Source organism: Streptomyces sp. R35 (assembly GCF_041053035.1).
GTDB lineage: Bacteria > Actinomycetota > Actinomycetes > Streptomycetales > Streptomycetaceae > Streptomyces > Streptomyces lutosisoli.
The window spans coordinates 11041113-11065044 of the sequence record NZ_CP163440.1; the positions used below are offsets into that span (position 1 = coordinate 11041113).

At 68.1% G+C, this 23932-nt stretch carries 27 protein-coding genes and 3 pseudogenes; 17 read left to right on the forward strand and 13 right to left on the reverse strand.

Annotated features, from left to right (window positions below; genetic code table 11):
• Positions 1 to 692: 692 nt before the first annotated feature.
• The 3 genes from AB5J50_RS49925 to AB5J50_RS49935 form a co-directional block, all read right to left on the reverse strand.
• Entirely contained in the window at positions 693 to 1388 is a 696-nt protein-coding gene (locus AB5J50_RS49925) for a hypothetical protein (protein ID WP_369265127.1), read from the reverse strand.
• Between the two features lie 242 nt (positions 1389 to 1630).
• Positions 1631 to 2167, reverse strand: a complete 537-nt coding sequence (locus AB5J50_RS49930) for a hypothetical protein (protein ID WP_369265128.1) — start codon at positions 2165 to 2167, stop codon at positions 1631 to 1633.
• A complete protein-coding gene (locus AB5J50_RS49935) occupies positions 2160 to 2936 on the reverse strand; it encodes a replication initiator (RefSeq protein ID WP_369265738.1) in 777 nt (258 codons plus the stop codon). Before AB5J50_RS49935 ends, AB5J50_RS49930 begins: the two co-directional genes overlap by 8 nt.
• A 396-nt stretch (positions 2937 to 3332) precedes the next feature.
• On the opposite strand from AB5J50_RS49935, the gene AB5J50_RS49940 reads away from it, so the two are divergent.
• The 3 genes from AB5J50_RS49940 (at position 3333) to AB5J50_RS49950 (ending at position 4427) form a co-directional block, all read left to right on the forward strand.
• Positions 3333 to 3812, forward strand: a complete 480-nt coding sequence (locus AB5J50_RS49940) for a VOC family protein (RefSeq protein ID WP_369265129.1) — start codon at positions 3333 to 3335, stop codon at positions 3810 to 3812.
• A gap of 35 nt (positions 3813 to 3847) precedes the next feature.
• Positions 3848 to 4021, forward strand: coding sequence for a bleomycin resistance protein (locus tag AB5J50_RS49945; RefSeq protein ID WP_369265130.1), 174 nt, complete (start codon positions 3848 to 3850; stop codon positions 4019 to 4021).
• A 112-nt stretch (positions 4022 to 4133) separates the two neighbouring features.
• A complete protein-coding gene (locus AB5J50_RS49950; RefSeq protein WP_369265131.1) occupies positions 4134 to 4427 on the forward strand; it encodes a hypothetical protein in 294 nt (97 codons plus the stop codon).
• A gap of 125 nt (positions 4428 to 4552) precedes the next feature.
• On the opposite strand, the gene AB5J50_RS49955 is transcribed toward AB5J50_RS49950, so the two are convergent.
• Positions 4553 to 4759, reverse strand: coding sequence for a hypothetical protein (locus AB5J50_RS49955; protein WP_369265132.1), 207 nt, complete (start codon positions 4757 to 4759; stop codon positions 4553 to 4555).
• Between the two features lie 310 nt (positions 4760 to 5069).
• Here AB5J50_RS49955 and AB5J50_RS49960 point away from each other — a divergent pair, with 310 nt between their 5' ends.
• Positions 5070 to 6083: an IS630 family transposase gene (locus AB5J50_RS49960; protein WP_369265739.1), complete on the forward strand. Its 1014-nt coding sequence runs from the start codon at positions 5070 to 5072 to the stop codon at positions 6081 to 6083.
• A gap of 7 nt (positions 6084 to 6090) precedes the next feature.
• Here the strand turns inward: AB5J50_RS49960 and AB5J50_RS49965 are convergent, their stop codons facing one another.
• Positions 6091 to 6261: an Imm53 family immunity protein gene (locus AB5J50_RS49965; protein WP_327425921.1), complete on the reverse strand. Its 171-nt coding sequence runs from the start codon at positions 6259 to 6261 to the stop codon at positions 6091 to 6093.
• 160 nt (positions 6262 to 6421) lie between these two features.
• On the opposite strand from AB5J50_RS49965, the gene AB5J50_RS49970 reads away from it, so the two are divergent.
• The 3 genes and pseudogenes from AB5J50_RS49970 (at position 6422) to AB5J50_RS49980 (ending at position 9122) form a co-directional block, all read left to right on the forward strand.
• Positions 6422 to 7936 carry a hypothetical protein gene (locus AB5J50_RS49970; protein WP_369265133.1) on the forward strand — a complete coding sequence of 505 codons (1515 nt, stop codon included), beginning with the start codon at positions 6422 to 6424 and terminating at the stop codon, positions 7934 to 7936.
• 68 nt (positions 7937 to 8004) lie between these two features.
• A pseudogene (locus tag AB5J50_RS49975) lies at positions 8005 to 8139 on the forward strand (IS5/IS1182 family transposase); the annotation flags it as partial.
• A 164-nt stretch (positions 8140 to 8303) separates the two neighbouring features.
• The gene (locus AB5J50_RS49980; protein WP_369265134.1) at positions 8304 to 9122 is read left to right on the forward strand and encodes a hypothetical protein; all 819 of its coding nucleotides are present in this window, start codon (positions 8304 to 8306) and stop codon (positions 9120 to 9122) included.
• An 11-nt stretch (positions 9123 to 9133) separates the two neighbouring features.
• Here the strand turns inward: AB5J50_RS49980 and AB5J50_RS49985 are convergent, their stop codons facing one another.
• The gene (locus tag AB5J50_RS49985) at positions 9134 to 9316 is read right to left on the reverse strand and encodes a hypothetical protein (protein WP_369265135.1); all 183 of its coding nucleotides are present in this window, start codon (positions 9314 to 9316) and stop codon (positions 9134 to 9136) included.
• 1597 nt (positions 9317 to 10913) lie between these two features.
• On the opposite strand from AB5J50_RS49985, the gene AB5J50_RS49990 reads away from it, so the two are divergent.
• Both AB5J50_RS49990 and AB5J50_RS49995 read left to right on the forward strand, forming a co-directional pair.
• Positions 10914 to 11642 carry a hypothetical protein gene (locus AB5J50_RS49990; RefSeq protein ID WP_369265136.1) on the forward strand — a complete coding sequence of 243 codons (729 nt, stop codon included), beginning with the start codon at positions 10914 to 10916 and terminating at the stop codon, positions 11640 to 11642.
• A gap of 563 nt (positions 11643 to 12205) precedes the next feature.
• A complete protein-coding gene (locus AB5J50_RS49995) occupies positions 12206 to 12514 on the forward strand; it encodes a hypothetical protein (protein WP_369265137.1) in 309 nt (102 codons plus the stop codon).
• A gap of 141 nt (positions 12515 to 12655) precedes the next feature.
• On the opposite strand, the gene AB5J50_RS50000 is transcribed toward AB5J50_RS49995, so the two are convergent.
• The 4 genes and pseudogenes from AB5J50_RS50000 to AB5J50_RS50015 all read right to left on the reverse strand — a co-directional run bounded on the left by AB5J50_RS50000 (position 12656) and on the right by AB5J50_RS50015 (position 14649).
• Positions 12656 to 13192, reverse strand: coding sequence for a TetR/AcrR family transcriptional regulator (locus AB5J50_RS50000; protein ID WP_369265138.1), 537 nt, complete (start codon positions 13190 to 13192; stop codon positions 12656 to 12658).
• A gap of 25 nt (positions 13193 to 13217) precedes the next feature.
• Positions 13218 to 13685, reverse strand: a complete 468-nt coding sequence (locus tag AB5J50_RS50005; RefSeq protein WP_369265139.1) for a nuclear transport factor 2 family protein — start codon at positions 13683 to 13685, stop codon at positions 13218 to 13220.
• Positions 13686 to 13931: 246 nt separating this feature from the next.
• Positions 13932 to 14120, reverse strand: a pseudogene (locus tag AB5J50_RS50010) (transposase); the annotation flags it as partial.
• A gap of 40 nt (positions 14121 to 14160) precedes the next feature.
• The gene (locus tag AB5J50_RS50015) at positions 14161 to 14649 is read right to left on the reverse strand and encodes a DUF4265 domain-containing protein (protein WP_369265140.1); all 489 of its coding nucleotides are present in this window, start codon (positions 14647 to 14649) and stop codon (positions 14161 to 14163) included.
• Between the two features lie 119 nt (positions 14650 to 14768).
• On the opposite strand from AB5J50_RS50015, the gene AB5J50_RS50020 reads away from it, so the two are divergent.
• Entirely contained in the window at positions 14769 to 15500 is a 732-nt protein-coding gene (locus AB5J50_RS50020) for an IS5 family transposase (protein WP_369265141.1), read from the forward strand.
• 51 nt (positions 15501 to 15551) lie between these two features.
• On the opposite strand, the pseudogene AB5J50_RS50025 reads toward AB5J50_RS50020, so the two are convergent.
• Positions 15552 to 16129: pseudogene (locus AB5J50_RS50025) on the reverse strand (DUF1062 domain-containing protein).
• Between the two features lie 750 nt (positions 16130 to 16879).
• Positions 16880 to 17488 carry a TetR/AcrR family transcriptional regulator gene (locus tag AB5J50_RS50030; RefSeq protein ID WP_369265142.1) on the reverse strand — a complete coding sequence of 203 codons (609 nt, stop codon included), beginning with the start codon at positions 17486 to 17488 and terminating at the stop codon, positions 16880 to 16882.
• A gap of 127 nt (positions 17489 to 17615) precedes the next feature.
• Here AB5J50_RS50030 and AB5J50_RS50035 point away from each other — a divergent pair, with 127 nt between their 5' ends.
• The 5 genes from AB5J50_RS50035 to AB5J50_RS50055 all read left to right on the forward strand — a co-directional run bounded on the left by AB5J50_RS50035 (position 17616) and on the right by AB5J50_RS50055 (position 21637).
• Positions 17616 to 18383: an SDR family NAD(P)-dependent oxidoreductase gene (locus AB5J50_RS50035; RefSeq protein WP_369265143.1), complete on the forward strand. Its 768-nt coding sequence runs from the start codon at positions 17616 to 17618 to the stop codon at positions 18381 to 18383.
• An 86-nt stretch (positions 18384 to 18469) separates the two neighbouring features.
• On the forward strand, positions 18470 to 18844 hold the full coding sequence (locus tag AB5J50_RS50040) for a DUF4345 family protein (protein ID WP_369265144.1): 375 nt from the start codon (positions 18470 to 18472) through the stop codon (positions 18842 to 18844).
• A gap of 100 nt (positions 18845 to 18944) precedes the next feature.
• Positions 18945 to 19619, forward strand: a complete 675-nt coding sequence (locus tag AB5J50_RS50045; RefSeq protein ID WP_369265145.1) for a type 1 glutamine amidotransferase domain-containing protein — start codon at positions 18945 to 18947, stop codon at positions 19617 to 19619.
• A 148-nt stretch (positions 19620 to 19767) separates the two neighbouring features.
• Positions 19768 to 20154 carry a PPOX class F420-dependent oxidoreductase gene (locus tag AB5J50_RS50050; protein WP_369265146.1) on the forward strand — a complete coding sequence of 129 codons (387 nt, stop codon included), beginning with the start codon at positions 19768 to 19770 and terminating at the stop codon, positions 20152 to 20154.
• 853 nt (positions 20155 to 21007) lie between these two features.
• Entirely contained in the window at positions 21008 to 21637 is a 630-nt protein-coding gene (locus AB5J50_RS50055) for a hypothetical protein (protein ID WP_369265147.1), read from the forward strand.
• 185 nt (positions 21638 to 21822) lie between these two features.
• Here the strand turns inward: AB5J50_RS50055 and AB5J50_RS50060 are convergent, their stop codons facing one another.
• Positions 21823 to 22431 (reverse strand): YdeI family protein, encoded by a 609-nt coding sequence (locus AB5J50_RS50060; protein WP_369265148.1) that lies wholly within the window; start codon positions 22429 to 22431, stop codon positions 21823 to 21825.
• Positions 22432 to 22690: 259 nt separating this feature from the next.
• Here AB5J50_RS50060 and AB5J50_RS50065 point away from each other — a divergent pair, with 259 nt between their 5' ends.
• Positions 22691 to 23065 (forward strand): helix-turn-helix domain-containing protein, encoded by a 375-nt coding sequence (locus AB5J50_RS50065; protein ID WP_369265740.1) that lies wholly within the window; start codon positions 22691 to 22693, stop codon positions 23063 to 23065.
• Complete coding sequence (locus AB5J50_RS50070; RefSeq protein WP_369265742.1) at positions 23062 to 23841, forward strand: transposase; 780 nt, start codon at positions 23062 to 23064, stop codon at positions 23839 to 23841. Before AB5J50_RS50065 ends, AB5J50_RS50070 begins: the two co-directional genes overlap by 4 nt.
• Positions 23842 to 23932 lie beyond the last annotated feature (91 nt).

Below are 23932 nucleotides of genomic sequence, written 5' to 3' on the forward strand. Positions count from 1 at the left end.
CTGCGATTCTGGTGGGTCGGCGATAAGAAGCCGGAAGGCGTGGACGCTTCCATGACGCTGGAGAGCACACCCAGCGTTCAGGGGGCCAACGCAGAGGAACGGTGAGGACCGGCCTTGCAGGAGGCGCATGTTTGGCCATTCCTCCATAACTCAAGGCCGACCAAATGTGATGCCTCGGGGCCCGCATTGTATCTGCGGGCCCCGACCCAGTTCTGGCTATCGTCCGACGGTAAGTGCCCAGCGAACGCGTGACGGAGCGGTCACGGTCACTGTGCCCTGTTCGCGGGAGCGCTTCAGATCCAGTTGGTTAAGAGTGCTGCTGACTTCTCCTTCCACGCACTCAAGCGGGAAGCTCAACCCGACCGGTTCCACGGAGACGGTCAGCGTTCCCTTGCCCTGACAATTCACGAGAATTGATAGAGCCCCGGGCTTGATTCCGCCTCGGATTTCGATCTCTCGATTGCCGTGGACGTTCGCGGCCTGTGCTACCACCTCTCCGTCCAGAAGGACCGGAGCCTTGGTAACGGTCTCCCCAGGAACGTGCTCACCACGGTCAGAAGTCGGCGACCCTGTCGGCGAGGACACGGATTGGGCGGGGGATGTGTGAGGTGAGGACGCGGTGTCGTCCTGGCCACTGGTGCAGCCCGCCAGCGCCACTACCGCTGCCAGTCCTCCAGCTGCGGCGAGCACTCTTAGCTTTCCCACAAGTACCAGCCGACTCGGTGGGGGGTGTATCTAACGATGTTGTGCTTCGGTGAACTCGTGCAGTTGGCGTGGACAATCCAGCTCTGACCCGTGTGCTTGAGCCGGTAGACACCGTACTTGGCGTTTGTGCTCTTGTGCGGTGGCGTGTCCACGGAGAACGAGTTGCCGATTTTGGCCGTGAGCTTCGTGGACACGGTGACGCTGTACTTGGTCTTGATCGTCGTGACCATCGCGCTGACCGAGGTCTCCAGCTCGTCCGTGAAACTGACCCCCACTTCGCCCGTCATCTCCGACGCGAAGGTCGACCTGGCAGTTCTGGAAGTGTCGTTGGTGTTCTGTTGCGCGGCCCCAACACCCCTGTGGTACTGCTTGCCCTGCGAAGTGGGCTTGTATATGAACGTAGTGGGGCTGCAATCCGCGGCGCCGGGCGTGTTCCCCGGCTGAGGCTTGCCGGTGTATGTCGGCTCTACCGCTGGCTCATCAACAGCGCTGTCGGGAACGTCAGTGACGTTCTCTTCGGGCTCTTCCGGCGGCGCGGTGTTGATAACCGAATCCTCGGCCGCAGATGCCGCTGGCGAGGGAGCTGGACTCCCATCAGCGGCCAGCGCGGGACTGGTCAGGGCCGGACACAGCAGAAGCGCGGTCGAGGAGAGAAAAATGGTGCGGCGTGCGGATATTTCCACAAGACACCTATCCGATGGGGACTGCCCGGTTGAGCAGTCGGACAGGCCGACCGTATGTCGTGGGCATGGCGGTAGCGGAGATTCCGGTGATCCTCTGAGCAGGAGTTGAGGTTGGCGATCTTTCCGGGTCTTCGAAGTTCGGCGAGGTGGAGGTGCCCTTGGGCTCGCCGGCTGGTGACGCAACGTGTCCGCCGGTGGAGTTGATGCCGAGTCCAGTGGTCCCACTGCAATGGCCGATACGGCTACGCGATCACCCGCATGCAAGGGGCCCAGTACAGGGTGCGAACGCCACGTTCTCCCTTTAACGCGGTTCTTTTGAGGGCTAGTTCGCACTCCACCATCACCCCTGTCGAGGGCAGCGAGGCCTCGACAGCTACTGCTGACGCCAAGAAGTTCCAGGAGCGAGCTTGAAAGCGAAAGAGACCCAGGCTGAGCCTCGTGGCCAAACTGAACGTGATGACTACGTCTGGCCCGAAACCCATGCCGGACATGGCCCGCGCTCTCTCAGCCTCCATCCCCAACAGGCCATGACAGCCGGCGCCCTGGAACGTAATGCTGCGAGCACCAGCAATGACGATCCGAACAGACTGCGTGTCAGAGACCACCTTCAGGCACTCGCGACCGCCGAGATTCCAAGGTTGGGGCACACCACCCAGCAATCGCACGACTTCGTTGGCGACCTCGACTGAAGCTGTCGTCACACACCAGGTTCCAAGCGCCTCGGCAAGCCGCCCGACCACGCGCCCGTAGGAGAACACGCCGACAACTTCGTCAGGCATACGGCGACCCCGGACTTGCCGCGAACCCCCGTCTCAGTTCGGCGAGAACGCTGAAGTCTTCTGCAACCCCTGAAGCCACCAACGCTTCCGCGGATGTGTGGCCCGAGCCCACATACCGCCACGATCGGTCGGTGCCGGTATCGGAGGGTTCCGGTGAACCGTCTCCAATTGCCTGTTGCCGATGGGCGACCCGCTGGAAACGAAGGGCGGCATACGTCGTCGAGTAGCGGCGAGACTTCGTGAGGACGTGCCCGCGGTAGCCGAGCGCGTGGGCCCAAGCCCGAAGCGACAACCCATCGAGTTCACCGAGCCGCCCTAGACGCCAGCACGTACCCATGAGAGCTCGGGTATGCGGCGATACGGGGAGAAGATCTATCTCCTCATACGAAGCGATCGGGCGGTCTGCGCCTCCCACATCACCGACGCTCTTGGAGACGTACTTGGCCACGTACGCAGCGACGGCCTGATCTGTGATCGGCCCGTCGTCGAGAGCGCGGCGTATCGGATGCACGTCGAGCTGCGTGCCCCAGCGAAAGACGCGCTCACCGATGCCGGGCACGTACGACATGGAGACCTCTACTGCTCGCACAGCGGCATGCACCGCGCCCTCAAGGACTTCCGCCGTCGCCCAGGCCGGCGAAGGCATCTCGGGCCTCTCTGGACCGTCGACGCGAATGATCGCGTGGAAGTGGACGGCTCCCCGTCGTTGGTATTCCGCGACCTTGGCAAAGCTCAGTCTCAGGTGCTCACCGACCCGAGATTGCGTGATGCCCTTGCTCTACCTGCACGGCCTGTCGTCCGGGGACTTCGTGCCCGCGCCGGAGCAGTTCCTCGGCTCGGCGGCGGCGGTGCAGCCACGGGACGCACCCCGGGGTTCTTCCCGGGTGCATCGTGTACCCCATCGGCCTAACCTGGAGATGTAGGTGGCACGGGGTTGACACTGCAGCAAGCTGCCCCAGGACGGGCACTTCGCCGCCTGGGAGCAGCCGGAACTCCTCGTGGAAGAGTTGCGCACGGCCTTCCGCTCCCGCCGGTAGACCGTGCCCGACCGACGACATGTGCCCTCGCACGGCGGGACGCGTCAATACCGAGCCGCTCGGCCGCCCAGAGCTGCGCGGCCACGTCGTCCTCATGGATTTCTGGCCATCGGGCGCAGGAGAACGCTATGAGCACTCAAGAGCAGGGCGGCGCACAGGGCGGCGCCAAAGAGCCGACCGTGGACATGAAGATCGAGGTCCACATCATCCCCGTCGCTGACGTCGACCGTGCCCTGCGCTTCTATCAGAGCTTGGGATGGCGGCTCGATGCGGACTTCGAGGCCGGCCCAGAATTCCGGATCGTTCAGCTGACGCCGCCTGGGTCGCAGTGCTCGATCATCTTCGGCCGCGGGGTCAGCTCCGCGGCGCCTGGATCCGCAGAGGGCTACCTCGTGGTCTTCGACCTCGACAAAGCCCGCGCCGACCTCGCCAGCCGCGGTGCTGAGGTAAGCGAGATCTTCCACAAGGTCTACGACACCGGCGCTGAAGTACGGGTCGACGGCCGCGATCCAGACGGCCGCAGCTACGCCTCCTACGCCTCGTTCAGCGACCCGGACGGAAACGGGTGGGTACTGCAAGAGGTGCAGGAGCGACTACCTGGACGGTGACGACTCAGGAGGCTTTTGCCGTGGACGTAGCCGCGTTGACAGAACTTCTGCACGAGACGGAGGAGCACCATGGCCCGTACGAGGCATCCGCCCCCGAGCACCACTGGTGGGACTGGTATGCCGCGTATATGGTCGCCCGTGAGAACGGCCGGACACCCGATGAGGCGTCCGACGACGCCGCGCGCCACATGGAAGCACTATTGCATTAGGGTGCGGCTCTCCTGCAGGGACGCTCCTGATCAGGCCGTGAGGCCGTAGCTGTGCTGCTCGGGGGTGGAGTAGAGGCGTTCATGCTTGCGGGCGAGGTGAAACGCCCGATAGGTGTTGAAGTCGGCTGTTGTCGTTCAAGGCCCGGAGTTTGAGGACGGCCTCGGCGCCCTCGAGGCCACAGCGACTGCCGGTGACCACCGCGCCCACCTGTTGTGGCGGGTGTCGGCGAACCGGGTCCTGCCCGTGCAGGACCGACTTCCTGATGGTTCCTGGCTCAGCCGCCTGCATGCAGGCACCGACGGCAAGAAGCGTGATCCGGTGCGCGTGCGGGAGCTCGCCTACCAACTATGCGGCGGCGGAGCGGGAAGCCAGGACACGCACTACCGCCTGGTCACCGACCACTAGGGGGAGGGGTGCCCCTGTGTCTTTCGTCAACCCTGGGTTGCCGGGCGGTTGCGGCAGCCGGTTGCGTAGGGTGCCGTGCACCCCCTCGCGCCAGTCAGGGACCACTGGCCCAGCCACGGGCTCCTTCACCACGGCCGGAGTACCGCCTCCTCGGGCACAGAACCCATGGCCAGGGCCTCGGTCAGCTCCGCGAGCGCGACGACCCGCCGATCCAGCACGGCTTCCGCCTCCGCCAGCTCGGCCCGAACGTGGTCCGCCTCGGCACGCAGTTCCTCCCCCCGCACCCGGGCAGCCCTCTCTCGAACCTCCAACAGCCCCATCACCGACGGCACTTGAAGGCCTCCCCAACAAGACAACACGACGCGCCATCCCTGCCGCAGGAGCGACAATGTCACGCCTGACCAGCCGAAACGCAGCGGTCACGTTCGGAAAGACAACGGCTTCTGCGGCGCTAGTGCTGTGACCGCGTAGGTTCGCCGGGTTGGTGGTCGTGGCGGTTGGATGTGCGGTGACGTCCGTTCCGATCACTGGAGGCGCGGTGGCTGAGCCCGCCGTGTGCGCAGACTGACCGACCAAGAGGGGCAGAAGCTGCAGCAGATCGTGCGTCGGGGCAGTGCCAGCACGGTGCGCTATCGGCGGGCGATGATGCTGCTCGCCTCGGCCGGCGGGAACCGGGTGCCGGTGATCGCCCAGCTGCTCCAAGCCGACGAGGACACTGTCCGAGATGTGATCCACCGGTTCAACGAGATCGGCCTGGCCTGCCTGAACCCTCAATGGGCGGGAGGCCGTCCCCGCCGACTCAGCCCTGACGACGAGGACTTCGTCGTGGCGACGGCCACCACCCGCCCGGCCAAACTGGACCAGCCCTTCACTCGCTGGTCACTGCGCAAGCTGGCCGCCTACCTGCGGAAAGTCCACGGCCGGGTGATCCGCATCGGCCGCGAAGCATTACGCTGGCTGCTCGCTCGACGCGGCGTCACTTTCCAGCGCACCAAGACGTGGAAGGAGTCCCCCGACCCCGAACGCGAGGCGAAGCTGGGCCGCATCGAAGAGGTGCTGGACCGCTTCCCGGACCGGGTCTTCGCCTTCGACGAATTCGGCCCGCTCGGGATCCGGCCCACTGCAGGCTCGGGCTGGGCCAGGCAGCAGCGCCCGGACCGGTTGCCGGCCACCTACCACCGCACCCACGGAGTGCGCTACTTCCACGGCTGTTACTCGGTCGGCGACGACCGCCTGTGGGGCGTCAACCACCGCAGGAAAGGCGCCGCGAACACCCTGGCCGCGCTGAAGTCGATCCGCGCCGCCCGGCCCGACGGCGCACCCATCTACGTGATCATGGACAACTTGTCCGCCCACAAGGGCGCAGACATACGCCGCTGGGCGAAGAAGAGCAAGGTTGAGTTGTGCTTCACGCCGACCTACGCCTCGTGGGCCAACCCGATCGAGGCGCACTTCGGACCGCTGCGGCAGTTCACCATTGCCAACTCCCACCACCCCAACCACACGGTGCAGACCCGGGCCCTGCACGCCTACCTGCGCTGGCGCAACACCAACGCCCGCCACCCCGACGTGTTGGCCGCCCAGCGCCGGGAGCGCGCACGGATCCGCAGCGAGAAAAGCATCCGCTGGGGCGGCAGACCCGCGCTCGCGGCGTGAGATCCGGTCAGAGTACTCCCGCGACGTCTTCAGACGCCCAGGTACGGAACATCGAGAGCGCCTCGGTCAGGTTGCCTGGCCCACACGCGATGTGAAAGGTCCTCTCGGACGTCCAGGCCATCACCCAGTCGTGCTCACCCCGAGTGACCCGCTGCCGGGGGTACTCCCGGTCCGTCATGTGATCATCCGTGTCCGGCCTCCTACACCACGTCACATCGTGCCCGGCAGCGCGGACACCTGAGCCCGGCTGGCCGCAACCATTTCCGCACCTCGCGGGTCACACCTGTGAAGCACGGCGGGCCGGGACCCTCCCGGCGCGCGGGGAAGGTTTCGGTCGGATGGCAAGACGATCACGGGTACGCGCGGTCGCGACGGCGGCGGCGGGCGCGGTGGCGCTGGTGGCGGGGGTGTTCGGCACGGGTCCGGCCCGCGCCGACACGGCGGACGCCGCACGAACGATGACGGTCCAGTTCGCCGAGCACGAGCTCTTCATCGGGACGGAGCCGGCGAGCGTGGACCTGTCCTACCGGTGGAAGGTGGTCGGCGGGGGCACGGCACACCACGTCCACCTGACCGTCGACCTGTCCGGAGTGGCCGACTTCGCCGAGCCGGCACCGTCGGAGCACTGCAAGGGCAACCTCTGCACGCTGGACCTGGCGTCCGCCACCTCGGACTTCCACGCCATCACGCTGGTGCCGAAGCCCGGTGCGGCCGTCGGCAGCAGCGGCACCGTGACCGTCTCCGGCACGGCGTCGGACGCCACCGTCACCGGCGACCACCTCACCCTGACCAACGGCGCGACGCAGCTGAAGGTGAGCGCGTCCGCCGAGCAGCTGCACCAGGTGCCGGGCGACACACTGACCTTCCCGCTCGACGTGTGGAACAACGGCCAACTCCCGGCGGCCAAGGGGGTGGAGCTGCGGATCGACACCACCGCCGGGCTGCACCTCCAGGGCTCCTGGGCCAACTGCCGCGACGTGCCCGCGAGCGACCGCGGGGGGCACATCGTGCGCGAGACCCTGTGCGACTTCCCCACCCCGGTGGAGCCCGGCCAGCAGTACGCGTTGTCGTCGCCGCTGCGCGTCAAGGTCGGCGACGAAGCCCTGCGCGACAAGATCTTCTACGAATTCACCCCGCTGACCAGCGCGGCCCCGGCGGACGGCCCCGGGACCCCGCTGACCCTGGTCCCGAGGGGCGCGATGCCGTCCGACGGGAACATCGACCCGTACTTCACCACCTACGTCAACAGCGTCAACCACGCCGACTTCGCCGTCACCGGGGACACGGTCACCGGGCGGCGCGGCGGTCACGCCACGCTGCACGCCACGGTGATCGACCGGGGGCCGGCGGTGGTGGAGGACCTCCTCGACGACGACGCCTTCCTCCCGGTCCTCGTCAAGCTGCCGCCGGGCACGAAGGCCACGAAGATCCCGGACAACTGCCAGCCGCCGCCCACGGACGACGGGTCGGACCCCGGCCCCCGGATGGGCCGGTCCTCCTACCAGTGCTACTTCGGCGACCCCGCCCCGGGGGACAGACACGTCCTGTCGTTCACCGTCGCTATCGGCCCCCGTACCCCGGCCGTCTCCACGGGCCAGGTCCGCACACTGGAGGTCATGAAGGGGCTCGACCCCGACGCCTCCAACGACAGCGCGGCGCTGACCCTGCGGCTGGCGCAGGGCGGCTCCGCGGCCGGAGCGTCCGGCTCCGTTTCGGGCGGCCCTTCCGCAGCGTCCGGACCGCTGGCCGACACCGGATTCGGCGGCGGCTGGATCGCCTGGGCGGCCGGCGCGCTGCTGCTGGCTGGTGGTATGGCCCTAGCGCTCTCCCGACGGTCCCGCGGTGGGAACTGACACGTCGTCCGGGTGTCAGAACCAGTGCAAGGTGCATTGCCCGTCTTCTACGGAGAGCCGGCGGTGGTGTGTACCACCGCCGCCTGGCCCGCGACTACGAAGCCCTCCCGGTCCGCTCTGCCGCCATGATCTACCTTGCGATGATCGCCCTGATGGCCCGCCGACTCACCAGAGAATCCACCCCGATCCGGCGAGGGCTCTAATGCCTCATCAAAGCCGCATCTCGGGACGAAACATCGAAAGAAAACGCTCTCTGAGGACCCGCCGCCCGCTTCGAACCCCGCGAAACGTGAGTTTTCCGTCATGGCCGACGGGCAACTTCACCTGGGAGCATGATTGTCCATCGGGTGGACGGGGGGAAAGCGGGATGACCACTGCGCACAGACGGGTTCGTGCGGCCATGATCGTTGCGGCGGTGCTGGCGGCCGCCGGCTGTTCCGGCGGGGGCGGTGACGACGCCGCTTCCAGCCCCTCCGCGACGACGACCGCGGCGGCCCCGGCCACCACCCCTTCGACGGCCTCGCCCACCCCTGCGGTCAAACCGTCGGACATCTACCCCACGAACGCGGCCGGCTGCCATCCGAACGCGAAGTGGAGTACGGCGAAGGCGGTGGACTGGGTCGACTGGGGGCAGGTCGGCACGCCCGCCCTGGGCCCGGGAGAGGTCCGGTTCCCCAAGTCCATGCCTGGCTTCGACGGGCCCCTGTGCGACCGGGTGACCGTCCAGGTCCAGTACTGGCGCGTCAACTACCGGCCGTCCAGCGCCACTTCGGCCGCCGACCCGCTTTCGAGGGAGGTGAACTACGACTACGCCCTGCGGTCCCTCAAGCGCACCGAACTGCACATCGACGGCCGCAAGGTCCACGACGTGAAGCCGCCGAAGGGCTTCGCCTCGGCCAAGGCCAGCCCCTGCGACGGCTTCCTGGAGGCGATCTACGTCGGCGCACCGCTCAAGAACCGCGAACTGCCGACCAAGATCAGCACGGGCAACACGATCGTCGGCGACGACGTCACCTTCCCGACCAAGCGCGTGGTCGATTACCACGTGTTCGCGCCGTCCGCGCCCCAGCTCTGCGACGACAACGGCATCCCCACGGCATCCCCCGCACCGTCCGGCTACCCGTCGTCCGGCTTCGGGCTGTCCACGCCGTCCTACCCCGCCTTCGACCTCACCCCGAAGAGCTGAGCGGCCGGGGGCTACGCCAGCACGCGCGCCAGCGCGAAGCCGTCGTGGCCCTTGCTGCCCACCGTCTGCAGCGCCGTGCCGGTCAACCTCGCGTGGCTGCCGATCAGTTCGATCACGGTCCGGCTGCCCACCACGTCCGGCGAGGTGCTGCGGGCGTCGGCGACCTGGCCCTGCCGTACGACGTTGTCGACCACGACTCGTCGAACGCGAAGACGCGGTCGGGGAAGCGCGCCAGGACGTACTCGATGCGGTCGAGCTTGGCGTTGCGGTCCGGGTGACCCCTTCCAGGTCTTGGTGGGGGGCGCAGGGCGATCGATAACCCCCTGGGGGAGCGGGCGGAGGAGAGCTCCGGCCCGAACTCCCCAGATTCTCCCCAGGACCGATCCTGAGCGCCGATTCGACCTGCCGACGCGGGTAAACAGCGAGGTGAGAGCCCACATGTTCACCACCCGACCCACCCTCCAGGGCACCTTCGGCATGAAGTTCGACTGATTGGGCCTCGGCACCTTGCCGACGACCGCGACACCTCGTCGGCAAACGCCCCACTGGGACCACCCCAGTGGGGAGATCTTGTTCTCGGTGATCGGCACCTTCAGTGCTGGACCCGTCGGCATTTTCAGCGTCGCCCAACAGCCGGGTGCCACCGCCGACGAGCAGTGTGCCGTACACCTCTGCGTACCGTGCGAAGTCGACGCCCGGCACCCGCGGCGCCGCGATGGCCGGCAAGACCACTCTCATCAGCTTCAGCAGCACGCCGGTACGCGGACAGAGCGGTTCGTTCGGCAGCCCCGGGAGCCGCGCGCCGCCCCGCCCGGCGGGCAGGATGCCGGCCATCTCGGCCAGGGCCTGCAGCAGCGGGGTGCGGCGCGGGCAGCGCACTGTGAGTCCGTCGGCCTGCTCGGCGGACGTGACCTTCGGGCAGGCCGGGTTCTCGCAGTACAAGCGGCGCACACTCAACTCGATGCGCACCACCCGGCCGCCGGTCGCCATGCCGACGAGACGGCGAGACGGCGTACACAGCGGCTGTGCACCCAGTCGCTGGAGATGCCACAGCCCGTGCACCGGGCAGGGCCGTCGTCAGGCGTACCGGCGTGGACGATCACGGCAGGAGCCGTCGGGTCGACTGGGTCGCCCCTCACGCCGGTCAAGTGCGGGAGCGCAGAGGGAAGTTCGACAACACGCAACGAGAGGATGCCCGGCGCCGGGCAGTGCGCGCTCTTCGTCCCCGTGGTGATCTCCGGCTACGAACATCCTGCCAGGGCCAGGCACGTCCGTACGCCGGCACACGGCCTGCACCTGCTCGCCCGGCCGGCGGACGGGGCGGCCTGATCCGGGTCTGGGCGGCCCGCCGCGGCCGCTCCTGTGACGTGAGCGCCGCGCGCTAGGGCCGCCGTCACCGCCCGTCTGCGCGGGGCCGGGCTCGGGGCACTCGCCGGCCTCGGCTTCCTCGGCCTGGCCGGCGGCTTGGGCCACCGCGCCGTTGTCACCGGCTGCCGTGCGGCGGGGCGCCGCCGTCTCACCGCCGCCCGGAAGGATGCGGACCAGCTGATCGCCCGCGAACGCGCGGCGATCGGGCGGCACGGTTTCGCCGGCCTGTTGTGGGATGGCTGTGCGGTGTGGGGTTTGTGTGGCTTTACGTGGTGATTTTGGATCCGTCAAGTCCCGAGCCCTCGGAACGTGACCGGGTTCGGTGATTTTGGCCTACTTGAAGTGCGGGCCTCACCGGAAACACCGGAAAGAAAACGAGGCACCCGGGGCACGGAAAGTGCCTTTCCCTTTTCAGGAGGAATCGTGAGCCGTATGACCCGCAATGACAAGGATGCCCGTTCCAGGCGCCGGCTGGGCCTCGCGACGGTGGTGGCGTCGGCCGTGGCGGTCGCCGGAGGCGTCATCCTGCCGGCCGCCGCCGCTACGGCGGCCCCGATGTCCGAAACGTCGGTGGGGGCCATGACTCCCGGGCACAAGCACGGCAAGGACAAGTGCTGGAAGAAGCATCACAAGGGGCACAAGAAGGGCTGCTGGGACAAGCACCACAAGTTCTACTGGGACGGTCACCACACGTACTACTGGGACGACTACTACGACGTCTACTACGTAGTGGAGCACCACAAGAAGTGCTACTTCTGGGACTCCCACAACGACTACCACTACTGGGACAAGCACCACGAGGATCACTACTGGGACACCAAGGACGAGGACCACTGGAAGGACAAGGACGAGGTCGAGAAGTTGCCGGATTCACCCAAGCCCGCTCCGGCTGACCCCGCTCCGGACCCCGCTCCGGCGGACCCGGCTCCGGCTGATCCTGCTCCGGACCCCGCGGACCCGGCCCCGGCGGACCCGGCTCCGGACCCCGCGGACCCGGCTCCGGCTGATCCGGCCCCGGCTGACCAGGTTCCGGCTCCGGCTGATCCGGCTCCGGACCCTGTGGACCCGGCTCCGGATCCCGTGGACCAGGTCCCTGCCCCTGCTGCTGAGGAGCCTGCCCCGGCCCCTGCTGAAGTGCTCCCGGCTGGGTAGGGCGTGGGTGGCGGTGAGGGCGGTGACGCCTTTTGACCGGCTCTCGCTGATGGCCCGGCCGGGTGTGTGACGGCCGGGCCGCGATGCCCCGAGGCGGTGGGGTGGAGGCCTGATGAGGCCTTCACCCCACCGCCTTGTCGGCTTTTTGGCCTCTGGAAAGAGAGAGTGCTCGTGTCCGGACGGTTCTTGCGGTGTTCTCTTGCCCTGGCAGTGGATTTCCGGGCTGTCGTCGCCGTATCCGGTGTCGTGTGCGTGTACACGGCACCGGATACGGCGCCCGGTGCAAGGCGTGGGTGGCCGCATGGTCCGGGCCTTCGCCTCCCGGGGGTGTGGGGTGGTCCGCTCGCTGATCGGGGATGCGGGTTGTGCCGGTCTGCGGGGTGTGGGGGAGGGCCGTGCACCCGGGGGAGTGGAGGGAGCGGCGAGGTGGGAAGGACGGTGAGGGGCGGCCGGGAGATGTGTTCCGGCGTGTGTCGCTGGTCTGCCCGGGCCGGGTCTTTTCGCCTACGGCGGAGCCCTCGTCGACTGGTCCCACTCTTTCCTCGGCATCACCCTTGAAGACGGTGCCCCGCCGCAAAGACCAGGACGGCTTCGCCGTCCTGGCGAAGAGGTGGCGAGTCGAGCGGGCGATCTCGTGGATCATGAGAGCCAGGAGAAACGTGTGCGACTACGAGCGGCTCATCTGCCACAGCGAGGCCCGCACCTGGACCTTCATCGCCCTCATGGTCCGCCGACTGACCCGGTCTCCCCGCCCACCCCGTACGTCACCACACCCCGTCGAACCGGTGAAAGCGGCCGGCAAGCCCAAGCCCATACGCATCCGGATGCAGCAACCACAGACGATCCGACTGGCCCCCACCGCCTTGCGTTGACTTCGGACTGCCTCCCGCTCGCTGGCAGCAACGTCCCGCAGCGTGGCGCGGTCCGTGCACGGCACTCGCGCGGCCGGCAGGCCGCCGCCCCACTCCTGCAACCGCCGGGCCGATCGGCGCGGGCGTATCCCCGGTGCCGGGTCATCGAGCGGTGAGGGTGTGCGCCCATGGCTCGTCGATGTCGGCCAGACCCAGCACGGCGACCACGTTGTCGAGCATTCCGGTGCCGAACCAGCGCCGCACGGCGTCGTCGTCGCCCAGCAGCTGCCGGACGGTGTCAACCTGCTTGGCGTAGCACCGGCGCACGGCCTGCCCCACCAGCGGCTCGCCGGCGGCACAGTTCGCGTGCATGAGGAAACGCAGGATGCTCCGGTCCGCGACGAGCGCGGCGTAGGCGCCACGCGCCGCTTCCAGCGCAGGCCCGGCCCCGCCCGACGCCGGCGAGTGCGCGACCAGCGTGTCGGTCATGACGACGGACACGTGGTCGACCACCGCCGCGAACAGTGCTTCCTTGTTCGGGTACAGGCGGTAGAGGTACGGCTGGGAGATGCCGACCCACTCGGCGATCTCATGCGTCGTCGTACCGTAGAAACCCTTTTGCGCGAAGCAGTCGATGGCGGCGGCCACGATGGCCCGACGTCGTTCGTCGCTCTTCGTGCTGGTACCGGCGGCAGGCATGGGCGTCAGTCAAACACGGCTCCCCTCAGCCTCCAAAAGTCACGCTGCGGTCGGACGGCACGTCGTCGGGCGTGAGGGCCTCGATCGCCACCAGCGGGTTCCAGTAGTCCAGGTAGTGGGTGATGAGCGCGTCGTCGTCGGTGCGGACGACGGAGATGCATGTCTGCTCGTACGGCTTGCCGGTCGGCAGTGCCGTGCCCGTCGAGCGGAATTCGGCGACCACCAGACTCGGATCGACCGTGTCGTGGAACACCAGGTCGACGAACTTGACGTCAAAGGTCTCGGGGAAGCCGCGCATGTGGGCGAGCAGGGCGTCTCGTCCCTTGACCTGCTTCGGCACGCCGTCCGGGGCGTACGGGAACTCGAGCACCGCGTCCGGGGCAAACAGCTTCACCCACTCCTCGGTGAGTCCTGCGGCGGTGAGGCGCAGGTGCTCGGCCACGGCGTGCTGGGCAGCGGCGCGGCGGTCGGCGTCGTCCTTCTTGGCTGTCATATCCACTCCTATGTTAGTGGTCGACCTATAACCTACCAGGAGGCAGCCGTTGCGGGTGGTCGAGCAGGAGGTGACGCCAGGGGATCCCGGTCCGGTTCACGCAGAGGATGGCGTCCAGAAAACGCCCCTCGGCAGCGGGTGGCGGCCCGGCGCTATCGGCACCCGTCACGCAGCGTCACGGATCACCGGTTCGGACAGCTTCTGAGCTTGTCCTACCTTCCAAGCGTGGGTCTTAGCTGGTCATTCGTAAGATCGGCGGACCCGGGCGGGGGTGAGCCGGCCGGGCTCGGCCGGCTTCTCCCAGGGGCGGCGGAGGCCCGCGGCCAGCGGCCGGGCGAGGCGGAGTCGGGTGTGGGTGGCGACGATCAGCCAGGTCCACCGGTCCGCCGCGTCGGGCGTACGGAGCTTCGGGCGGGTCCAGCCCAGTGTCTGCCTGCGCGACTCGATGTTCGAGATCAGAGGTCGAGAGACAAGCTCAGGCGTTCCACCACTCGTCGGTGCCACACCCGACCTCGTAGTGCCACCAGCCTTCCTCCTGGCCCTGCGTCAGAAGGGCCTTGATCCCGGCGAAGTCCGCGCCGGCTGGCGCGGTGAAGGCCACCATGGGGAAGTCCTCACTGAAGACCTCGCCTCCAAGGTTGAATGCCGAGAGGCGCTGGTGCACCGCTTGCGGACTGCGTCCCAGGGGGCCGGTGGGCACGGGCACCACACGGATCGTGCAGTTGCCGGAAGAACTGACCCGCCCGACGGCCCAGTGGAGCCCGTCGGAGTCGGTCCGGTACCGCACCACATCGCCTTCGGCCACCCCGTCCTGAAGGAAGGGGGTGTTCTGCACACTGGCCGTGTCATCACTGATCCTCGTCGCCCACAGCCCCTCGGTGTCCTGCGGGAACCACCCCTCACGAGGGACAAACCGGAACCAGACCTTGATCTTCTCGACCGTGCTCTTCATGCCGGTCATCATGCGCCGACCGGCAACACTGCCCCGGCGCCGGGTCTGAGTCGGGCGATCAACCGCAGCTGTCGCGCGGGTGCCTGAGGTTAAGACCGTGTCCTATGTGGTGAGGCGTCGCTGGTCTCGGTATGGGGCGGGGTACGTGGAGTTGGATTGTTCCGGACGGGTTGTGGGAGATCGCCGAGCCGCTGATCCCACCGTCGAGGGTGCGGCCACAGGGCGGCGGGACGCAGGACATTCCTGATGAGACGCTGTTCGCGGCCATCATCTATGTTCTGGTCAGCGGGTGCGCCTGGCGGGCTCTACCACCTTGTTTCGGGATATCGAAGTCGACGGCCCATCGGCGCTTCCTGATCTGGTCGAGGGCCGAAGTCTGGGGCCGGCTCCACGAGGAGATCCTGCACCGGCTCGACGACGCCGGCCTCCTCGATCTCTCACGTGCCGTCCTCGACTCCGCCCACGTCCGCGCTAAAAGTTGGGGCGAACTCACAGGTCCGAGCCGCGTGGACCGGGGCAGACCCGGTTCGGAAATGCACGTCCTGTCGGACGCGAACGGGCTGCCCCTCCTCGTCGGCGTCACCGCGGCCAACACCCACGACAGCCTCGCCCTGAAGCCCGTGATCACGGGTCACCAAACGAGACACGACCCCCACCGCGGCCGCCACTTCAAGCCCCAACGCCTCCACGCCGACAAGGCATACGACATCCCCCACCTGCGGAAATGGTTACGCGGCAAACGGATCGGTGTCCGCATCGCCCGCAAGGGCGTCGAGTCATCGCAACGGCTCGGTGAGGCTGAGCACGATAGGTGTCGTAGTCGCAGGACAACTGTCGTCGCCCTGACTCCAGCACGTCGCTAGGACCTGTCCGGCGGATCGGATACTGCCGGACAGGTCCCGGGCCGGAAGGACTCAGCGCTTGAGCATGAAGGTGAAGTCGCCTGAGAGCTTGCCGCTCAGGTGGACTGTCGACTCGAGTTTCCCCTCGGCGAGGAGTCTCTCGGCCTAGGCTCGCGAAGAGCCGAAACCTTCGGCGCTCAGACGCACCGGTCGCACAGGTATCCGCGCCGCAGAGCGGACCGAGGCCAGGCCAACCCCGGCACAGGCGCCCACCGGCCGCGGTGCGCCCGGTGCGGCGGCGGACCGTACGGCGACTGCCAGGCCGGCCGCTCGGCTCGACCCGAGCCGCCCACCTCACGGCCCCGTACGGCCGGGTCCTGGAGCAGTTCGGCTGCCAGGCCGGGGTCGTTGTCGTGCAGCAGGTTCAGGACCTCGGGTCGTACGGAACGCACGTTCATCCGCTCCGGGACAGTGACCTTGGCGGTGTCCCCGCACCCGGTGCACAGCGCGAGGAGCCAGGCGTCGAGGAGCTTGTGGTTCGCGTTGACGCGGAATGTGCCGTTCGCCCGCAAGCGCCCGGAGGCGCACCTGTGGCAACGGCGGAGAACTATCGGCAGGCAGGTGGGCACGACCACCCAGTTTTTGGACACAGAGATACACCGGTTCCAGTGAGAAGACCGCAGCGAAAAGGAGCGCGGCGCACAGGTGCGACGCGCGACGGATCAGCGCTCGGGGTGTCTCACTTGGTGTACAACGGCACGTCCTTGACAGGGTGACTGCGGGCGGGAGAACGGTAACGGCACACGAGAGTGCGGTTCCACGGATTTTCGGGCGGTCGGCGATACCTCGTGGCGGGCACCCGCACCACCCTCGACCCACCGGACATGCCCTAGTGGCAGCGGCCCGCAGCAGAATCACGAAGGTCGACTCGCCCTCTTGGCCGCGAAGAGCTGCGGCGGCGCCGACCGGGTCTCCCAGCGGGTCAACCTCGATGCCGTCCGCGGGCCCGCCTGGGGGCCGAAGCGGCCGTCGACCGCGGCCTTCACTTCGTCGTCGTGACAGGTCCGAGGGTGATGCCGGGAGATGAGGGAGCAGGCGAGTTCGGCCACGCAAGCCGGGAAGGCCCACCGAGGCAGCAGCAGCCCGTGAGGGATCCCACAAGCCGCTCAATCGCTGGCGCGAGGACGCCAGGGGGGCTATCGTCGAGAGGTAGAACGACCGGTCTTCCTACCTCTTGGGGTGGCGTCTCGGCCTTACGGGCGGGACTGCCAACCAGGCAGGCAACTGCCGGTGGGTCCCGGTGCACGTCGAACAGAGATGAAAGCTCCATGAAGCCAATCCGCGCCCTGGCTTGCCCGGGGTCCAACAGGAGGCCGGTGTTTCGCGCGGCCTCGATGGGGTCAGCCTCCCGATCGGATCAGGCGGACCGCGTCCAGCAGGGTCTTGTGGGCGGCCGTCGAGTCGTCCAGGTAGCCGGCTGCCATCGCTCCGTCGTACAGCATCAGCAGGGCGCCGGCGGCCGACTTGGGGTCGGTGTGGCCGAGCCGGGTGAGCAGTTCCTGGAAGAGGGTGCGGATCCAGTCCCGGTGGGTCGTCACCAGGCCGCGGACCGGATGGGTGGCGTCCGGGTACTCGGCGGCCGCGTTCATGAACGGCGATCCGCGAAAGCCGCGCTCGCGGGCGTGCTCGGCGATCGCCTCGAAGATCAGGTCGATTGCTTCCGCGGGCGGGTGCGCGGCGGCCAGTGGTTCGGCCACGTCCTTGTAGTAGGCGTCCTTGGTCAGCAGATAGGCCACGACCAGGTCGTCCTTGGCGGCGAAGTGCCGGTAGAAGGTCGCCTTCGTCACCCCGGCCTCGGCGATCAGCCGCTCCACACCGATCGCGCGTACTCCCTCGTAGTAGAAGAGCCGCGACGCGGCCCTGACCAGGCGCTCGCGAGGCGGCAGGTCTCCCTCGATCGTGCTCTGCTGATGCTTGGCGTCGGTGGTCTTCTGCCCAGTGCTGCTCACCTCCCCATTGTGCCCTCGGCCCGGCCGTGAGCGGCCTCCACCCCTGTACGGCCCTCGCCGCAGGGCTGTCTTCCCCCTGTCCCGTACGGCCCCGAGCAACGTGGCCCTTCATCGAAAGGCTTGAACCATGACGCAGACTCGTCGTCTTGAAGGAACCGTCGCTCTGGTTACCGGAGCGTCCAGCGGCATCGGCCACGCCACCGCGCTGGAGCTCGCCCGCGAGGGCGCCTCCGTGGCCCTGGTCGGACGGCGCGAGGACCGGCTCACCGGCCTCGCCGCGGACATCTCCGAGGAGGGCGGGAAGGCACTGGTCGTGCCCGCCGACATCACCACCGCCCAGGCCGCCGCGGAAGCGGTCGAGCGGACCGTCGAGGGCCTTGGCCGCCTGGACATCCTGGTCAACAACGCCGGCCTCATGCTCCTCGGGCCCACCCCCGGCGCGGACCTGAACGACTGGCAGCGCATGATCGACATCAACCTCATGGGCCTGATGTACACGACGCACGCGGCCGTCCCCCACCTGGTCAAGGCCGCCGCCGACGCGCCGCGCCAGGTCGCCGACATCATCAACATCAGCTCGGTGAACGGCCGCACCGCCTTCGCCATGTCCGCCGTGTACAGCGCCACCAAGTTCGGCGTCGGCGGCTTCAGCGAGGCACTGCGCCAGGAACTGGGACGCCAGCACGTCCGCGTGTCCGTCGTCGAGCCGGGCAGCGTCGACACCGAACTGCGCACCCACAACTCGGAGATGGTCCAGCAACTGATCGTCGCCGGCCTGGGCGACATCGAGCGGCTGCAGAGCCAGGACATCGCCGACGCCATCGGCTACATCGCCACCCGCCCCCGGCACGTCGCCGTCAACGAGATGCTCGTACGCCCCACCGAGCAGGGCTGAACACCATCCCCGTGGCCAACCCCGAGGCAGGCAAGGAGGCGTGATGGCTGCCCACACCCCTCTCACGCCGGCCGACACCATCGTCGGTGTCTGCCTGCTGCTGGCCGCTGCCATTGCGCTCGGAGACGGCCTGCAGCAACTGGCGCAGGGAAGTCCGGAGGGCGCGGCGGACGCGGGCGGACAACCTGCGCCGCTTCATGGCAGGCGTCCATATCGGCTGGGCTCCCCTGTTCGCCTGGGCGGCGGCAACGATCCGCCGGCAGGTAGTACTCGGCTACTCCCTGGCCGTCCCGAGCTTCCTCGGAGACGTCGGCCGACTGGTCTCCTTCGCCCAGGACGCCATGCCCAGCCCGGCGGGAGGCGTCCTCACCTCCGCCCTCCTGGAACTCCTCCTCCCGATCGTCATCGTCCGGACGCACTCCACCGCACTCAGATCCAGACGCGTGCCGACCGCTGCCTGAGGCGCTGACCAGGAGTTCGTCCTGGTCAGCGCCTCAGGCGGGGATGCGTAGTTGACCGAAAGGAACTGTGGGAAAAGTGAGACGGAAAAAGATTCTGGCGGTGGTGACAAATCAGGCCACCTACGGGGCGAGCAAGCACCTGACCGGCCTCTGGCTTGGTGAACTCGTCCATTTCTACGACAAGGCGGTGGCAGACGGCCACACCGTGGATCTGGTCAGCCCGGCCGGCGGTGAGGTGCCACTCGATCCTCGAAGCCTCGGCCGCTTGTTCACCGACCGGACGGTTCGCAACTATCGAGCCGACCCGGCCTTCATGACCTCCCTGAAGTCCACTGCTTCCGTGGCCGACGCAGATCCGGACGACTACTCCACGATCTTCTTCACGGGTGGGCACGGCACTATGTGGGACTTTCCCGACAATGCCGACCTGCGGGGAACAGCCGAGGCCATCTACACCGGGGGCGGCATCGTCTCCTCGGTCTGCCATGGCGCCTGCGCCCTCATCAACCTCCGTGCCGCCGACGGGAATCCGCTCGTACGGAACCGCACCGTCACCGGCTTCGCGACGGTCGAGGAAAAACTGGCCGGCGTGAAGAGCAGGGTGCCGATCCTGCTGGAGGACGAATTGCGCGCGAAGGGTGCCACATACGTGCGCTCCACCGTCCCGATGACGCCGCACGCCGTGCGCGACGGCCGCCTGATCACGGGCCAGAACCCCGTGTCCACCAAGGCCGTCAGCGACTTGATTCTCGCCGCCTTGGCCGAGACCGAGTAACAAGTACGGAGACCTGCGGCGCCCCGCCCGATCAACCCGGCCCGGCAGCACGCCCGTCCTCAACCAAATCGAGCTGCACCCGTACTCCCCTCAGGCCGAGAGCATGACGGCTGCCCCCGAACGCAATAACAAGGAGCAGAAACGCATCATGGACGACACGCTGCTGCAACGGCTCGGCGCCGGTAAGTACCTGCTCGTCACCAGCTACCGCAAGAACGGCACCCCGGTCACCACCCCGGTGTGGGTGGTGCGCGACGGTGACACGCTGGGCGTGCGGACCCCCGCCGACTCCTGGAAGGTCAAGCGGATCCGGGCACGCGGCGACATCCTCGTCGGCCCCTGCGACCTACGCGGCAACCCGACGGGTGACCAGATCCCGGCCACCGCCGAGATCGCCGACAAGGCAACCGGCGCCCGCTACCGCTCACTCATCGCCCGCAAGTACGGCATCCTCGGCCGCCTCATGATTCTCGACAGCCGGCTGCGCCGGGGAGCGGACGGGACGCTGGGCATCCGCGTGCGGCTCACCCCGTAACGGGTGACGCAGCGTCAACTCCAGGCCCGGCAGGGCTCGCCGAGGAGCTGGAAGACCGGCTCACCGTGGACGGGTCCCTGACGGCGATCCGCAGGGGGTGAGAGATCCATGCCGGGCGTCGAAGGCAGGTGCTGAGAGCGAGATCGACGCCGCGTAGCAGCGGGGTGAGGTTTTCCTGCGGTCCGCCGGGAGTGCGGGTGCGGATTGGTTCACCTCGTCGATGGTGCGTGAGGATGTCTCGCCGGCGGCGGCGCTCTGGCGGCCTGCCCCGGCTGTGGGCGGGGCGACGGGGAGGGGGGAGGAGGGTGATGTCCCCGGCCTGTAGGGCGGGATGCGCCCGTTGCCGTGGCCTCCTTGAGTGTCGCGCAGCCCGCACAGCTGATCACCATTACGGGCGGGGCCGCCTCTCTGTCCCGTCGGCACTTTCCAGCCGCTCCTTGCCGCGGTCCGCGGTCGCGTGCGGTTCGCGGCGTTCGTTGTGCGCGCCGGATCCTGCCGGCCCGTCGCTGAAGGGCTGGCCACCGAGAGAGCGGCCGCCTCTGCGTACCCGCAGGGCTGCTTCACCGGTGCGCGCGAACTGCGGCACGCCGTCAACGTGGTGACCGGCGCCGGCGAGGACAGCCGGCGGTGAGGACCCCGGCGGCTGCCTCCACGCCGCGGTACACCTGTCACGGCCCATGAATGAACCCACGGCCTTTCCGCTCGCCGCCCTGCTGCGCGATGTTGATGGGGATCTCCGAAATTGGCTCTGTCCGCAGTTCCGTGAACGATCTTGAGCTTGATGTAATGCCGGGGTGATGCTGAGTGCCGGGAACCGGGGCGGCTCGGCGTGTGGGCCGGGACGGGCGGAGACATGGCGGCAGCAGAGCTTCGGGGTGCCGTGAAGGTCTCGGCGCGGTTGGACTGGGAGCTGATGCCCCTGGAGGGTGTCGGGCCGCTGTGTTTCGGCATGCGTATTACTGAGGTCGCCGCTGTACTGCCGGGCATGACCGAGCTGCGTCGGTTCAAGGCTGCCCCCTTTTCGGAGACCCTCGGCGTGGAGTTTGGCATGGGACGTGCGAAGCCTGCCGTGTACGCCTACTTCATCGACGGCCGGTTGCTCTGCGTCGCGGTCGACGCAGTCCACGGCCCTCAGGTGACTCTATGGGGAAGGGAGTTGACTGCCTGCGTCCCTGCCGATCTGGAACGGTTTCTTTTGCACGCTCACTGGTGTGAGGTGCTCGATGTGTCCTACGGCCCGCGGGGGAACCCTGGAGCCAATGAACTCGGTCTGGTGGTGCGAGTGCAGGAGGTCGCCAGCGGCGTGGTGACCCGGCCGGTCATGATGGGCCGGACCTGGGCCGACCGGTGCACCGATGACTGGGAAGGCGCGGTCCCGGAGTGTGAATGGGTGGGCCGTCTGTGGCCCCATCCAGGTGGAACGGCGTCCTGGCCCCCGCCCGGCCACAAGACGCACTGGGGCGGCTGGCAACCTCCTTTCTAATCCGGCCCCTTCCTGCGGCGAGCTTCCGGAGTATGCGGCATTCCGGGTCCTCGATCTTGAGCGGTGCGCCTGCTCAGGGCCTCGGACGTTTCGTTACGCTCAGCGACGGCGGTTGGTGGCTGCTGCCGGGGCCGCTGGCGCGCCGGGAGTCCAGGGCAGCACACGGCCACGGTCCCTCTCCGTGACTACGGGTGCAGCTTCTCGCCCTTCGCCAGCATCGCTACGTACTTCTCGATCCGGCGCGCCCGGGTCTCGGCCTTCTTGGCGTCTTGGATCCGGTACAGGATCGCGTAGCGGTTCTGCCGGTCCAGTGTCTCGAAGAACTCCGCCGCGGCCGGGTCGGCGGTCAGGGCCGCCGTGAGGTCGTCCGGCACCGTGGCGGTCTTCGCGCCGTCGTAGGCCGCTTCCCAGCGGCCGTCTGCCTTGGCGCGGTCGACCTCGGCCTGTCCCGGCGGATGCATCCGACCCTGCTCGATCAGGGCGGCCACCTTGTCCCGGTTGGCCTTGGACCACTTGCTGCGCGGCTTGCGCGGGGTGAACCGCTGGAGCCACCACTGGTCGTCGAACTTGGCCTTCTGGCCGTCGATCCAGCCGTAGCAGAGTGCCACGTCGAGCGCCTGGGTGTAGTCCAGCGCGGCGATTCCGGGGCCCTTCTTGCGAAGCTTGAGCCAGATGCCGGGCGAGACGGCGTGGTTCTCGCCGAGCCATGCCTGGAATGCCTCGGCGGATTCGAATGCGACGATCTCCAAGTCCTGAGTCACCCCAGCAGCGAACCACACTCGGCCGATTGTCATGAGGCATCCGGCGCGGCCCCGGATGCGGGATGCCCGTGGGCCTGCGTGATCATCTCTGTTCTCGACGCAGAACGATCATGCAGGAGCCACGGGCTTGCTCGACGATACGACGTTGCTGCTCGATCTCGACGGGGTGTCCGTCGCGCGGGTTGAGCGGCTGGCCGACGGAAGGCGCCGAGTTCACCTGGTCACGGCCGACGAGACAGCCAGAGCCTGCCCGGCCTGCGGGGTGTTCGCCACCCGGGTTAAGGGCTCGGCGGTGACCCGGCCACGCGATCTCCCTTACGGCGAGAGCGGATTGGAGTTCCGCTGGCACAAGCGCCGCTGGTGGTGCCGCGAGGCCGGCTGCCCTCGCCGGTCCTTCAGCGAGCAGATCCCGCAGATCCCGGCCGGTGCCAGGCTGACCGCCCGGCTGCGGGATACGGCCGGGCGCCGCATACGGGATGCCGGCTCCACGGTCATCCAGGCCGCACGGGATCTGCATCTGTCCTGGCCGACCGTGATGGAAGCCTTCCGCACGCCCGCGACGTCACCGAGGCACCTCTGCCGCAGGTCACAGTCCTGGGCATCGACGAGACCCGCCGCGGACGGCCGAGCTGGGAACAGGATGCGGAGACCGGCAAGTGGCGCCTGACCCGGGACCGGTGGCACACCGGCTTCGTCGACGCCCTCGGCCACGGCGGGCTGCTCGGACAAGTCGAGGGCCGCACCGTCGCCGATGTCCTGGCCTGGCTAGCCACCACCAGCCTGGACTGGAGAAGGTGCATCGGCTATGTCGCCATCGACATGTCGGCGACCTACCGCGTCGCGATCCGTATCGGCCTGGCGCACGCCACTGTCGTGGTCGACCACTTCCACGTGGTCCAGCTCGCCAACAAGATGCTGTCCATGGTCAGGCGCCGCACCACCGCCGAGACCCGCGGCCGGCGCGGACGGGCGAGCGACCCGGAGTGGAAGGCCCGACGGCGGCTCCTGCTGGGCCGCGAGGACCTCACCGACGACCAGTTCGCCACGATGCGGAACACGCTCCTGGGCGAGGGGAAGATCGGGCAGACGCTGCTGACGGCCCGGATAGCCAAGGAGAACCTGCGCACCCTCCTCGCCCTGGCCCGCACCGGAGCCGACCGCAACCAAGTCGGCAACGCCCGCTGGAAGTTCCTCACCTGGTGCGCGGACTCCGACATCCCCGAAGTCCGCCAGCTCGCCACCACCGTCGACCGCTGGTGGCCGGAGATCGCCGCGTTCATCCACACCGGACACAGCAACGCCAAGAGCGAAGGGATCAACCGCGTGATCAAGCTCATCGCCCGCAACGCGTTCGGCTCCCGCAACCCCGCCAACCAACGCCTACGCACACGCTGCGTCACCACCCGCCGAGCCCGCGGACACCTCCGCACCGCTCAACTTTGAAGACCCGGCATTCCCTGTAGCCCGACCTGCGAATTCACGGAACTCCGGTCAGAGCCCCGAAAATCATCAGGCCCGCTCATTGTCCCCAGTT